General features: G+C 64.5%; 8 protein-coding genes and 1 CRISPR repeat array. Of the genes, 1 reads left to right on the top strand and 7 read right to left on the bottom strand.

Features of this window, described 5'->3' with window-relative positions; all coding sequences use genetic code 11:
• Positions 1-65: 65 nt before the first annotated feature.
• Positions 66-2,832: direct repeats of the CRISPR family, unit length 36 nt; unit sequence CCCTCGATGAAGTGCGGCCGCCGAAACGGCCGCGGC.
• A 183-nt stretch (positions 2,833-3,015) separates the two neighbouring features.
• The 7 genes from cas2 to AC2VOU_RS02330 all read right to left on the bottom strand — a co-directional run bounded on the left by cas2 (position 3,016) and on the right by AC2VOU_RS02330 (position 12,206).
• Positions 3,016-3,318, bottom strand: coding sequence for a CRISPR-associated endonuclease Cas2 (cas2, locus tag AC2VOU_RS02360; RefSeq protein WP_486955910.1), 303 nt, complete (start codon positions 3,316-3,318; stop codon positions 3,016-3,018).
• On the bottom strand, positions 3,315-4,910 hold the full coding sequence (gene cas1 / locus AC2VOU_RS02355) for a CRISPR-associated endonuclease Cas1 (protein WP_486955909.1): 1,596 nt from the start codon (positions 4,908-4,910) through the stop codon (positions 3,315-3,317). The genes cas2 and cas1 overlap by 4 nt, the downstream gene beginning before the upstream one ends.
• On the bottom strand, positions 4,907-5,932 hold the full coding sequence (locus tag AC2VOU_RS02350; protein WP_486955908.1) for a hypothetical protein: 1,026 nt from the start codon (positions 5,930-5,932) through the stop codon (positions 4,907-4,909). Before AC2VOU_RS02350 ends, cas1 begins: the two co-directional genes overlap by 4 nt.
• Positions 5,929-8,745 carry a type I-G CRISPR-associated helicase/endonuclease Cas3g gene (cas3g, locus tag AC2VOU_RS02345; protein ID WP_486955907.1) on the bottom strand — a complete coding sequence of 939 codons (2,817 nt, stop codon included), beginning with the start codon at positions 8,743-8,745 and terminating at the stop codon, positions 5,929-5,931. The genes AC2VOU_RS02350 and cas3g overlap by 4 nt, the downstream gene beginning before the upstream one ends.
• Positions 8,742-10,304 (bottom strand): type I-G CRISPR-associated protein Csb2, encoded by a 1,563-nt coding sequence (gene csb2 / locus AC2VOU_RS02340; RefSeq protein WP_486955906.1) that lies wholly within the window; start codon positions 10,302-10,304, stop codon positions 8,742-8,744. The genes cas3g and csb2 overlap by 4 nt, the downstream gene beginning before the upstream one ends.
• Before the next feature lie 4 nt (positions 10,305-10,308).
• Complete coding sequence (gene cas7g, locus AC2VOU_RS02335; protein ID WP_486955905.1) at positions 10,309-11,514, bottom strand: type I-G CRISPR-associated RAMP protein Csb1/Cas7g; 1,206 nt, start codon at positions 11,512-11,514, stop codon at positions 10,309-10,311.
• Positions 11,515-11,792: 278 nt separating this feature from the next.
• On the bottom strand, positions 11,793-12,206 hold the full coding sequence (locus tag AC2VOU_RS02330) for a transposase (protein WP_486955904.1): 414 nt from the start codon (positions 12,204-12,206) through the stop codon (positions 11,793-11,795).
• Positions 12,207-12,382: 176 nt separating this feature from the next.
• On the opposite strand from AC2VOU_RS02330, the gene AC2VOU_RS02325 reads away from it, so the two are divergent.
• On the top strand, positions 12,383-12,519 hold a 137-nt coding region (locus AC2VOU_RS02325; protein WP_486955911.1), incomplete at its 3' end, for a hypothetical protein.

Raw genomic sequence — 12,519 nt, 5'->3', positions numbered from 1 at the left:
TGATGTGCGGCCGCCGACACGGCCGCGGCTACCTAACGTCTCGCGGCTACCGCAGATTCCCTCACCCCTCGATGAAGTGCGGCCGCCGAAACGGCCGCGGCCAGTTCGGCCACCACGCTCCCCGTGAACGCTGGGTACCCTCGATGAAGTGCGGCCGCCGAAACGGCCGCGGCTGCCAGCTTGCGCAGGCAGTCGTTGTAATCACGTGACCCTCGATGAAGTGCGGCCGCCGAAACGGCCGCGGCCAGACGGCTTGGCGATACCGGACTGCACCAGCTTGGCCCCTCGATGAAGTGCGGCCGCCGAAACGGCCGCGGCCCAGCGCAGCGTCTGTCGGGCAGCGGGGACGAGCAGCCCTCGATGAAGTGCGGCCGCCGAAACGGCCGCGGCCCAGCGCAGCGTCATGCCGGGCAGCGGGGACGAGCAGCCCACGATGAAGTGCGGCCGCCGAAACGGCCGCGGCCCCTATCGCACACACTTTGTCGTTGAACCATGTGATGGCCCTCGATGAAGTGCGGCCGCCGAAACGGCCGCGGCGGGTTGGGGGAAGTCCATAACATCACCGATATGGACCCTCGATGAAGTGCGGCCGCCGAAACGGCCGCGGCCGAGCAGCGACCCAGAACCGCCGCCCGGTTGCGTCCCTCGATGAAGTGCGGCCGCCGAAACGGCCGCGGCTTCGAGCCGTTCCAGCTCAATGCCGAAGAGATGCACCCTCGATGAAGTGCGGCCGCCGAAACGGCCGCGGCGTGTTAAAGCCGCAGTTATAGACGATACGATTGCGGCCCTCGATGAAGTGCGGCCGCCGAAACGGCCGCGGCCTGAGGCCATGAACGTCTCACCAAGTACGGTGTCGCGCCCTCGATGAAGTGCGGCCGCCGAAACGGCCGCGGCACATCCGCGCTCACAGTTCCCGCTGACGTAGTAGCGCCCTCGATGAAGTGCGGCCGCCGAAACGGCCGCGGCTGGGTCCGGTAAAGGGTGCGCCATGAACGTCATCTCCCCTCGATGAAGTGCGGCCGCCGAAACGGCCGCGGCTGTCGCAGGTCACCGCAGGACACCGCTTGCGTTAGACCCTCGATGAAGTGCGGCCGCCGAAACGGCCGCGGCCTCGTTACTCTCACCGCGGGTGCCCTTGCCGTCGGGACCCTCGATGAAGTGCGGCCGCCGAAACGGCCGCGGCCAAGTCCGCATCGGCGGATCCGGACTCACGACGATGCCCTCGATGAAGTGCGGCCGCCGAAACGGCCGCGGCAACGGCCCGTCACGCCCACAGCTGGGCCAGCCCGGCCCTCGATGAAGTGCGGCCGCCGAAACGGCCGCGGCGTCTACCTTCTGCCCGCAGCCACGCGTTGACGTTCTCCCCTCGATGAAGTGCGGCCGCCGAAACGGCCGCGGCTACCGACCAAGGCAGAATGATATGGCGGTTGCCGCCTCCCTCGATGAAGTGCGGCCGCCGAAACGGCCGCGGCCGTCACACCGTGGTCGTTGTAATCCTCCGACACGGTCCCTCGATGAAGTGCGGCCGCCGAAACGGCCGCGGCGTCTGACGCACGAACCTACCGAGGTCGGTATGGACCCCTCGATGAAGTGCGGCCGCCGAAACGGCCGCGGCACGGCAGCGTCGTCTGCACACCCGAAGGGGTGAGTCCCTCGATGAAGTGCGGCCGCCGAAACGGCCGCGGCGGGTCCGTACGCCGAGACGACGTCGGAGTAAGCCCCTCGATGAAGTGCGGCCGCCGAAACGGCCGCGGCTCTAACCGCGAGATAGTCACCGCTTGCGGAGATATCACCCTCGATGAAGTGCGGCCGCCGAAACGGCCGCGGCCGGCGACTACCCCATTCCGCCGGAAAGGATAATAAGCCCTCGATGAAGTGCGGCCGCCGAAACGGCCGCGGCTCGATCACTCCGGCAGGTGACATTGCCGGGTGGAAACCCTCGATGAAGTGCGGCCGCCGAAACGGCCGCGGCCGTCTGCTACGTTAAGCGGCGGATCCACCGTAGAGCTCCCTCGATGAAGTGCGGCCGCCGAAACGGCCGCGGCCGGAGAGTTCCCGTTCGGGCTGCTAATTCCACGTGCCCTCGATGAAGTGCGGCCGCCGAAACGGCCGCGGCGTGACCTCGGTTAGCGTCGGCCTGACGGCCTTTCCCCCTCGATGAAGTGCGGCCGCCGAAACGGCCGCGGCGCGAACTCGCCGGCTGCGGCAAGCGTTATCTCTTGTCCCTCGATGAAGTGCGGCCGCCGAAACGGCCGCGGCTGTCCAACCTGATCGCGCTGGCAGCGCTGTGGAGTCTCCCTCGATGAAGTGCGGCCGCCGAAACGGCCGCGGCATCGACGGGCGTGTCTACGTGGCGCGTGGCAATGGCCCTCGATGAAGTGCGGCCGCCGAAACGGCCGCGGCCAGATCTGCTTGAAACCAGACAGCAGCCCTAGTTGCCCCTCGATGAAGTGCGGCCGCCGAAACGGCCGCGGCAGGAACAATCGCAGGACGACCCCAAAGCTACAGAACCCCTCGATGAAGTGCGGCCGCCGAAACGGCCGCGGCTTTGAACCTGTCAACTACCGTGTCCTGTGTCCAGCCCTCGATGAAGTGCGGCCGCCGAAACGGCCGCGGCCCGTAGCCGCCGCTGGGACGCTTTGGTGCGTTCACCCCTCGATGAAGTGCGGCCGCCGAAACGGCCGCGGCAAGACCACCGGTGCAGGCGTCGAGGAGGTCGATACCCCCTCGATGAAGTGCGGCCGCCGAAACGGCCGCGGCCTAGGCGGCGGCGGCGAAGGAGGCGGCGTAGTCGGCCCCTCGATGAAGTGCGGCCGCCGAAACGGCCGCGGCAGGCTGGTCAATTTTATGCCCCTGACCAGACTGTTGAGGACCGGTTCGCGAGATCCTGTGCATGTCACTCCAAGACTCGCTTGTCGGCTTGGTGTTCGATGCACTGAAAGCGCCATGAACAGGGATGATTGAACGCGAGAGCCTCCGGGGAATCTCGTCGTCTGTCGGGTCTCGCGAAGTGGATCAAACGATGATTGAGCCGTTACTCATTATCGGCCGGGACCGTCCTACGCAGGTGAACCTTGCCTGATCCACACTCTGGACCAGCCCGAGATCGCATAGTAAGACCGAATCCTCGACCGCGAGGATGATGGCGGATATCTCGCTCTTAAGACGTGCGATGCGAGCGGGGCTAGCGTCGACGACAAAGACGCTGTACTGCACGCGGTCACCGTGCCGCTCAAGGCATTTAGCAAGCCGGTCACGTCGGCAATCATCGGGAATGTCGTAGGCGACCAGGAACCGACGCGCGTCGTTGCGGGTCATCGTGTCGTCACGCCCGTGTACTTGGCCTGGCTGCCATCAATGTATCCGAGTACCATTCGCGCCTGCACTTCGACGGCTCGACGCCACGTCGTTTTGTACTTGAAGACAGGATGCGTGAATTCGGTGCCCAGCCGGCGTTCGTATGCCGACAGCAGAGCACGGCGACCATTGTCTCGCAGACGCCACGAGCCGAGTGCGCTGCTGAAATCGGATTCCCTGATTTCGCCGTTGTTGATCGCGGTGAGCGCTACCGCGTCGCCCAGCGGTGCGCGAAACTCTTCCATGAGGTCGAGTGCGAGAGCCGGCTTGTTTCGGCTGCTGCTGTGGAGGAAGCCCGCGTGCGGATCGAGTCCGCAGGCCGCGACGGCTCGGATGGTTTCGCCAACAAGCATGCCGTACACGTAGTTCAACGCGACGTTGAGCGGATCAAACGCTCCTCGTCCGGAGCGGCCAGGCCACCGTGTAAGGAATGCGGCCCCTTGCCGACCTCTCAGCATCGTCGCGAAGCTAGCGAAGTACCGCGCGGCGGCCTCACCCTCTAACCCATACAATTCGCCGAGCGTCTCGCACGCGAGGGCCCTCCGTTGGATCGTCCGAAGATACGAAACCGTTTCGGGTGCATCACCGTTGCGGCGCAGCAGCGTTGCCTGGTTTGCGATCTTGGCTCCGACGAACTCGCGCGCCAACGCGAGCCGCCCTTCCGCAGATGCCTCGTGTTGGCGCACCCGTTCCAACCCGTTGGGAGTGTTCGCGGTGTGGCTCCACCCGATGACTCGACCCGACCCGGTGCACCACACGATCGTGAGCCCGCGCCACAGCAGCTCCCGGATAAGCGCGCTGGACAGATCGATGTTGCCGTGGACTAGGAGGCCCGCGACTCGTTCGAGTGGGAATGAAGCGATTTCCTCTCCGAGTGCAGACACACGTAGGCGACCACCACGCGTGAACGCACGACTACCCGGCGTCGCGAGGTGGATGATCTGGCTGTCCGGGTCGGCGACATGGATACGCCGGATGACCGGCATCTGCGCGCGTTCCTCAGGCAGGCAGACGCCAACATGCGAGCAGCTCATGCACCGAGGGTCGTCGTGGAGAGGCTCGGGAGCTGTGGGCGACTGGAGCGTGGCCTTGGTATTGATCACCTCAGCGTGCGCGGCATCGAAGTCCACATCGCTGAGAACCACTGGAACGTACTTGTGATGTGTCGTGAAGTAGATGGCGTAATCGGTTACGGCATAGCCCATCTCCTGGAGGCAGGCTCCCTGCAAAGCCAGCTGTATCCGCATCGCCGGAGTAGGTTCCGCCTTCCTCCGGACGGGTGTTGCCTTGTATTCGACGACTCGTAGCGCCCCATCATGGCTCTCGACGGTGTCGGCGCGGCCTGTGATTCCCCAAGCGCGGTGGGCTATATCCACCGACCGGTATCTATCGCCACGCGAGCTCGCGGGATTGTCAGTGGCACGATGTGCGAGCTCACCAACCGACATCTGGTAGGTATCGGTCCTTTCCCCAGCTGCCTCAAGCCACGCACGGCGCGGGCAGAAGACATGGTGGGCGACCAAACTGATCGGGATTGGGTCCACCTCTGTCATGACCGGACACCTATCGGGACGGCGTATCCGTCAAGAACCTGCCGCTCTGGTGCGCTGGGATTGTCCGATACATGCACCGGAAACCGGATCAACGCACGGATACTCCTGTTCACCAGCCATTTTCGCGACGCCTGTGCGACGACCTGATCGAAGGGAGCGGCATTCTGTGCAACGGTACCGGCGACGGAGAGGTGTCTTGACGCGATAATCGTCCGAAGCCGCGCCAGGGTGAGTGGACGTGTTGGCACGGGCAGGAAGACAAACATTGGATGTGTCCGCTTGGCCGGAACATTCGACGCAGCTGTTACCGACTGCGCGCCGGCGTGATGCACGATCGGAAACTGGCTGATGCCCCACAGCGCACACCATGCGAGCGCGTTGTCGACAGGACCAGGTCGTGTGAATCCGGTCGCGGTTCGGGAGCCGGGCTGGTTCCTGCCAGCCTCGTCGTTGACCGTTGCACCCGTAAGGCCGGACAGGACCTCGTCTATCGTGCGGGCCGCCACGTGAGCGGCGAGAGGTGCCAGCCGATTGCCGACAAACTCCTCCCCTCGGTTTCGTGTCTTCATCTCCCACCGGCTCGCACCGCCGTCGGGGGTCTTATCGGCAAGCCAGTAAGCCGCCTCGCCGAGCGCACCAATCATCCGCAGGTCTAGCGAGGCTTGGCCGTCGACCAACCGGTCAAGTGCTGCGTTACGAGCAGTCTGCAGACAGCGCCAAGCGGACGGCGACGAAGGTGCCTTGATCCGCGGGCTGAACGCAGCAGTTGCCTTACCTTCGTGGTCGATGCGTGCGGCGAGCCAACTATCTGGTGACGCGCGCATGGTTGCGTGCCGGTGCACAGCTTCGGCGATGGCCTGCGGCTCCCGACCAACATACAGTTGCGGCTGTGGAACCCGTTCCTCGGTCCACCACACCCTTGAGCCCGCGCCGAAGTCGGCTTCGCAAATAGCGGCCAGCCCGAACAATGCGAAGTGAGTCAGCGCATTTGTTACCGAGCCCGTAGGCGCAAAGACGTTCATCGTCCCTCCGCGGAGACCTGTCCGTCCGCCGCGCGCAGGAGGGCCTCGAGATATGCGCACCCCCACGCGCCCCAGCGTTCATGCGTCGATTCGATCACTTCGTCCCATTCACCGATGTCAAAGAGCTCCAACGCATATTGGATGACGCGTTCCTCCTCGTCTGGGCCAAGCAGGTCGCTTGCGGTGTGAGGAAACGAGGGACGGCCATGGCCGTGGCTTGTTCCGACCAGGCGAAGGACAAGGTCACGGTGATGCGACTCATCCAGCTCCGCGGCAGCGATTGCCGCTGACAGCTGCTCGTGTCGCCAGCGCGTTGGCAGACCGCCCCTGCTCTGCGCATGCACCGTTTGCCGGATCGATGCGCAGTGGCTCTTGGCAAGGAGAAGGTTTAAATCAGCGTTACCCAATGTCACGCGTTGAAACCGTTTGTCGCGCTTGCCGATGTCGTGGAGCCGGCCAGCGCCGGACACCGCGTCACGAAGCTGTGACGGCAGACCGATGCGGTCCACCAGCGCTCGGGCTCGTTCAGCGACCGCAGCGTTATGCGCGTCGAGCAGGACTTCTCCGCGAGACGGCGTCCACGTCTGCCGTGTGGTCTCGCCAACAGCGCTCGGCTGCGGGACAGATACGACGAGCCAGCGTGACGACGGGTCATCGAGCGCGCCGAAGGAGATCGACAGGTTGACCAGACTGTTTCGGAGGTCGTCAGCGAGATCATCGATTCGCTGGTCATGTGCGCCATACATGTAGAGAAGTTCTGCGATCTCGCGATCATCGACCTCACCGTCGAATGAGGCGATCAGGTCGGCGAGTTCCTCCAACAGCATGTTTATGGGATCAGACATCCCTGCGACGAAGCGGGCAACCTGCCCCGTCCCGTCTTGCCGCGTGACCTTTTCGTACACGTCGCTGCCTACGTCGTGTGGCGTGCGCGTCACGACACCTGCGGTGCACACCTTGTGCTGGCTGTCGATGATTGCGACATCACCAGGCATGAGGTCATTAGCATCATTCATCGGGTGGATCTCGTTGTCCCGGACGAGAAATACGCGCTTCGGCAATTGGTCATTGTCGGACCCCAAGATCGACGCCAGGAGCACTCGGGTCGTGCCCACCAATGCCGGGTAAACCTCGCCGTCCATCGGTTGGGTCTCTCGCAGCAGGCCAATCGCTGCGGAGTCATCCGTCGGTAGGTGTGCGCGCACGACGACCCCGCAAGTTACTTGGTCGGGGTCCAGCGAGTCACGCAGCCACAGTTCCAAGTCGGGCTCATCGAATAGGTCGGCGCCGGTGCGGCTCAAAAACCACACGTTGTATGGCTCCAGGCGCTGCAGGAGCGTTCGTTGCATGATCGGGGCTGGCGGCGGTGATTCGGTAAGCGCCCACGGTGACATGCCATCCGGGTCCCGCTCGCGGTCGCCAAGCCAGTCCCAGGTACGTCGAAGATGCTCGAATGTGTTGGGGTCACTCGGTTGGGTGTAAGGCGGCACTGCGAGTGTTCGCAGGTCCCTACCAGCAGGATCGTCGCCGAGTAGGTGTGACTCCGCTGCCGGACCGATCACCGTGACTTCTGTCTCGTCGGCGTTGCCGAGGCGATTCACCCTGCCCGCCCGTTGCGCGAGCGCGGACGCAGGGGACAGTTCGGTGACCAGGGCTGAGAGGTCGAGGTCCACGCCGACCTCGATGGTCTGGGTTGCGACTAGCACGTCGACCTCTGGGTTGCCCTGTACTGTCAACAAATTCGGCCGCCTTGATTCGAGCTGGGCGCGGTCGTGGGGCCGCATCCGGCCGACCAGTAGCTCGGCACACACCCCGGCGGCTTGAAGGCGCGTAACGATGTCGGCCGCCAGCGGGACGGTGTTGACGATGCAGCCTACGGTGCGGCCGAACTTCTGATGGAGCCGGATTGTCTCCTCCACGAGGACATCGACGTATCGCGTGCGATTCGCGCCACTGGGCGGCGGTGGCCAGGTCACTTCGCCGCGGCGGCGTATCCGTTTCGGTGTCGTAAGGCGGCGCGCCAGAGCGTCTCCACTGTCGGCGGCAATGTCAGACGGCTCAACGCGAATCTCACGAAGGTGTCCATCCAAGGATGATTGATCGGCGGGGGTCGCCGTACTTTCGACGATCTGAAGGGCGGGTATCTCGATCGCTTTTGCAGCCGGCTGCGCCAACTCTGCGACTCGACACGCCGTCAGCAGCAACTGGCGGTTCAGATGCGCCTCATCCAGAACCATCGCAGCGTCGTGGACGAGCAGCCCCGCCTCCCGGGGCCGGGCGAGATGCGATGTCCCGTAACCGCGAAACAGCACCCGGCTTCCCCACATATCCGGCGTGGCGCAAATGATCTGACACGCCGACGGGTCGGCAACCCACTCCCTGCGCGGCGGAACACCGCCACGCAGGTCGACGACATCGAACACCGAAGACTTGCCGTCAACCGATTTCTCCGTCCGCAATGACGCGAGCGCTGCGGCGACATCTCCAAGCAGCGTACCAGGCTGGGCCTTGCCCAGTGCTTCGCGGACCCGGATAGCCCGGTCGGCCTGGCTGTCGACCAGCGCACGCCGGTTCACCACAAGGGCGAGCCGCCTCGGCACTCGCGCACCCTCACCCGTGGCCGATATGGCAACGGCGAAGATGTGGATATCGACAACGCTCGATTTCCCCGCGCCAGTGGGTGCTATAAGTCTGTCCGGCCAGCGGCCGGTCGTTGTGAGCGCGTCGAACAGCCTGCACTGCCATGCGAACGGTGGATGGCCACCGTTGACTTCGGCAAAAAACGAGTCAAAGTCGTTGGTAAACAATGTCATACTGCACCCCCCGCAAGGGCAGTGAAGCTGTCGGCGGGTGAATCTACCGGAACGAGCAGCCCGCCACCCAAATGTCGGCTCTGTCCGATCGCGACTAGTGTCCGGTCCGTGGCAAGTCTTCCCAGGCTGAGCGTCGCGCTGTACGGTTGCACCAGAATCTGTTTCGGCGTCTTGTGCGCCCAAGCGGACACATCGGAATTGTGCAGTAGTCGCGCATCGTGTACCTCGACTCCGTAGTCTGCTGTCCGGGAGGCGATCTCCTCGAACCAACGGCTGCTGTCCCGATGCGGGGCGATGATGTCACGCCAGACGAGGCCTACCGACACGCGGACTGCGTCTCGCAGTGTCCACTGCCTACGTGAGCCGTCGGCGTTGTACCCGCGCCGCTGCGGTGAACTCTCCGGGACGGCAACGGGGTTGGTTGTCCATCGCCGGACGTGGCCCGGTAGCGGAGGGTGCCAGAACTCGTCTCCGCTTACCGTTGCAAAGCCGGTCACTTCCGCATATTGGCCCGCCGTGGTGAATCCTCGGAATCCCGTGAGCGCCTCGTGTAGCGGCGCAAGCTCCTCCCCCGAAGCGTCCCCGGGAATCAGGAGAACGAAGGCACCAGACACCTTGTCGTGTTGTGCAAGTATCCCGGCTGGCAAGTACTGGATGGCGAGGCGGTTCGCCGGTTGCGGAACACCCGCTGGGTAGGCACCGGTGATCAGGGGAGGCGCGCCGAATCCGATCCGCGCGATGAGCGCGCGGTGCAAGACCGTGCACCAGCGGACGCGGTGCTCTGGGTGGATTGTGCGCGATGTGGTGAGGAGGACCACCGTTGGCCACGGTGCGGTGGTCGGTTCGATGTCGCGGGCCCGATAGCGCCGCGATTCCAGGTTGCCGCGCGGCGGCGTCGAAGGCGACGGATAGTCGTCTGTCTTGTGCCGGTCGTCCGCGATTGATGGTGGTTTGCCGTTCGCGGCCATGTGTGCGGCTGTGAGTGCTGCTGTCCGCCCGGAGCCAGGCACCCGAGACTCGGTGCCGCTCGTATCGAACATCGAGGCATCGCTGTCGAGGGAATGCGTCGGCTCAATGTCGGTCAGCGCGAGCCGCACCGGGCTGGTCGCCTCACCAAGGCAGCCAACGTCTGCGCAGAGTCTTTCAAGCACCGTCCGCACGTTGTCTGGTATTCCTTGGTCCCAGCACCATCCGACTGGTCCGTCGAACGCGTATCCGTCGGAAAACGGCCGTCCGCCAACCTTGTCCGTCCAATCCCCGCCCTCTTTTCGGACCACTCCCTCCCGGCGGAAGGCGGTGATCGGCGCCGCTGCCACCGGATACACACTCGGCAGCCGAATACCGGTGGGCGGGTTGGTCTCTAGCCACTCAAGCGCCGCAATGGCCTCGGCCGACGGGTGCAGACCCGAAGTCCGCAGGACCGCCGTGCTGCCCTGAGCAGCCGCATTCAGCAGTGCTGCGTGCAGTCGCGCGGGGTCCGGAAGCGGGTCCGGCGAGCCGTCGGCTCGGTGGCCGGTGAAGGTACCGAGCAGGAACGTCGCCTCGATTCCGATTGCCACCGGATCACTCCTCAGCTGACTCAGCAGTCGCGGCCGAGTAGATGGCGGGATTGCCGACGACCTCGAAGACCTGACCATGCCAATCGACATTCGCGAGCCGTTCGGCCTCAGCAAGCGCTTCTTCTAGGAGCTCATCGGCGGCGGTGATCGAAAGTGCGTCGAGCGCAATATGATCACCACCACGGGTGTCGAGCTTGACCGCTGTCGGCGCACTCTCGACCAAGTCGCAGTTCGCGCGCAGATTGAGCTCCGAGTCTGAGCGCGCGAGGCCGGCCAGCGCGTAGGCGGCGAGCAGTGCGCGGCAGGCTACATCGCCTGCGGAGTCGCTGCCGTATCGAAGCTGTCGCATGGCGGCGAAACTGAGCACGTGAGTCCGGATTATCCGGCTGCAAGCGACCACGCCGAGGTTCTCGAGCGTCGGAGGTATCCCACCGAGCCCGAGCACCGAGCCCGAGTTGCCTCTCTCACCACGTCGTTTCGCGGCCTTCTCGATCTTGTCGATCAGCTTCGGGCTTAACTCGTCTCTCTGATCGCTCATGACGGCCAGCAGATTATCGCCGCTCAACTGCACGCTCATCCCGACCGGGTCGACCCGCGCGCCGCCTCTCCGAGGGGTGTTGTTGGCCCTTTGCTCCTGGTTCGCGACCACGCCAATGATCTCGCCAACCAGCGCGCTGCGGTACCGGCCCTGTCGGGTCTTGCGGGTCGAGTCCCATGACCCGAACACGAGGCTGCCAGGGCTGAGCTCGAGCAGGGCACGCGCATTCGTCGGCGAGGCATCGCGCGCCGCCCGGTAGGTCGGATTTGCTGTAACCGATTCTCCATCAATCGTGCCCGCGCGGATATGGCCGTCGAACGCACGGTGTGGAAGCTCAAGGTCCGTATAGAGCACTTCACCACCGAGGTAGGCGACCTGCATGCGTGGGACTCTGCCTACGATCGGATGCTCATTGCGGATGTCCTGCAGAAGCGCCGCTTCGATGCGGTTTGCCTGACTCTGTTTGGAGTCGAGAATGACTGTGGTCACCGCGTGGCTATCAACGAACCGACTTTCATATGCGAACGTCGGCTTGTTGCCGTCAACGTAGCGTGCCGGGGCGACGCCAGCGTGGGGTCCGCCCGCGGGAGCGAGTTCAGTCACCGAGGTGAGCGCACTGGCCCCTGCTGGCGAGCAGGCAGTGCGAAGCTGCGCGTAAGTGAGCGTCGGCATACCGATCCTTCCAGTTGCTGAGTTCCTGAGCGGTCCAGTTGGTGTGTTTCCGCTCGTTTTCGTTGGATCTGTGCATGATGCGCTCGGAGTCCGACAAACGGGTGCCGATCCGCCGAGCGGTCGAGCGATCAGATCGAAGTGCAGGCATTTGCACGGGAGACTCTGCCTGCGTCGGCGAGCGGAACGCTACCGTGGAGGAGTCGGTGGTGTCAACCAGTGCATGTACAAAGTGGCCCCACCTTGGGTAGTGCTTGTTAGAGTGGCCGGGTCGCCGCACTTCATCGAGGGATGCATTGGTTCGCCCAAGTTTCAGCATGTAGCGGCGGTGGCCCAACGGCTGCTTCGGTAGGGGGCGGGTTAGTACGTCCGCCCCCTTCCAAGTCCGATGAGTTTTCGGCAATCTGCCGCAACCGTCTTAAGTCGGCTAGTGAACTCAGGCTAACTAAATTTAGGTTCGAGTGGTCCTTCAGCCACAGCCAGCGGGTGCGTTTGAGTTCGGGGCGGGAGGCGACCTCGTCGCGGCGCACCGCGTCGACGGCCTCGGACAGTTTCGCGGCGACGTGGAAGCCCTCGAAGGGTCCATGCCGACCCGTTCGACGCGCGAATAGTCCGCACAGGCGCGGGCGGCCTCCACGTGATGATGCAGCACCCGCCAGATCCGGGTGGCGCCGCGACTGTTCGTCGGCCGTCACCGACAATCCGCCCCCGTGCCAGCGGGCAAAGAACTAGGTTGAAAGGTGGTTCTGGACGTGTCGGAAACGGGAAGCAGCGTGAGGCGCAGTGGCGCATAGTGGCCAGAGTGACCAGGGTGGCTATGCCGACATTGGCGGGCCTGGCCGGGTCCGCAGGCTGATGTCGGGAGCCGGGCGTGGGTGATTTCGTCGATGCTGCCGGCTTGCCGGTGAAATTGGGCGCCGTCGACTACCTGCTGCATCGTGGCGAAGCGAACCCGCGCACCCGTTCCGGGATCATGGGGGTGGAACTGCTGGACACCACCCCGGCCTG

The organism is Mycobacterium sp. TH-M25 (genome assembly GCF_057473665.1).
The sequence above is the reverse complement of the archived record's forward strand: the minus strand, read 5'-3'. Positions and strand labels throughout refer to the sequence as shown.

Bases quoted from the DNA above. Each gene is read 5' to 3' on its own strand.
- cas7g (WP_486955905.1), bottom strand. From the start codon at position 11,514: ATGCCGACGCTCACTTACGCGCAGCTTCGCACTGCCTGCTCGCCAGCA.
- cas2 (WP_486955910.1), bottom strand. From the start codon at position 3,318: ATGACCCGCAACGACGCGCGTCGGTTCCTGGTCGCCTACGACATTCCC.
- AC2VOU_RS02350 (WP_486955908.1), bottom strand. From the start codon at position 5,932: ATGAACGTCTTTGCGCCTACGGGCTCGGTAACAAATGCGCTGACTCAC.
- cas1 (WP_486955909.1), bottom strand. From the start codon at position 4,910: ATGACAGAGGTGGACCCAATCCCGATCAGTTTGGTCGCCCACCATGTC.
- cas3g (WP_486955907.1), bottom strand. From the start codon at position 8,745: ATGACATTGTTTACCAACGACTTTGACTCGTTTTTTGCCGAAGTCAAC.